Annotated in this window: 1 protein-coding gene; it reads right to left on the bottom strand. The window is 72.0% G+C overall.

Annotation, left to right across the window (positions count from 1 at the left end):
• Positions 1 to 43: 43 nt before the first annotated feature.
• Positions 44 to 382, bottom strand: a 339-nt coding sequence (locus tag RhoFasB10_RS26005; RefSeq protein WP_206031397.1) for an NAD(P)/FAD-dependent oxidoreductase, incomplete at its 5' end; no start/stop codon positions are given.

The raw sequence follows: 382 nt of genomic DNA, 5'->3' as shown, positions 1-382 counted from the left end.
GTCCATGCGCGCACCCCTGGCGCGCGTCGAACGGCGAAGTGGTTCACACCACGCCGCCCGCTGCGTGGCCGCTGGCCCAGGCCCATTGGAAGTTGTAGCCGCCCAGCCAGCCGGTCACGTCCAGCACCTCGCCAACGAAGTGCAGGCCGGGCACGCGCTTGGATTCCATCGTCGAGGATGACACTTCGGCGGTGTCCACGCCGCCCAGGGTGACCTCGGCGGTGCGGTAGCCTTCGGTGCCGCTGGCCACCAGCGGGAATGCGCCCAGCAGCTGCGCGGCCTGGCGCAGCACCGGCTCGTCCAGCTGGCGCACGGGCCGGTCGGGCAGCCAGTGCTCGCACAGGCGTTGCGCCAGCCGCTTCGGCAGTACCTCGCCCAGCAC

The organism is Rhodococcus sp. B10, assembly GCF_011770055.1.
Lineage (GTDB): Bacteria > Actinomycetota > Actinomycetes > Mycobacteriales > Mycobacteriaceae > Rhodococcoides > Rhodococcoides kyotonensis_B.
Note: the sequence above shows the minus strand (reverse complement) of the source record. Positions and strands in the feature narration are given on the sequence as shown.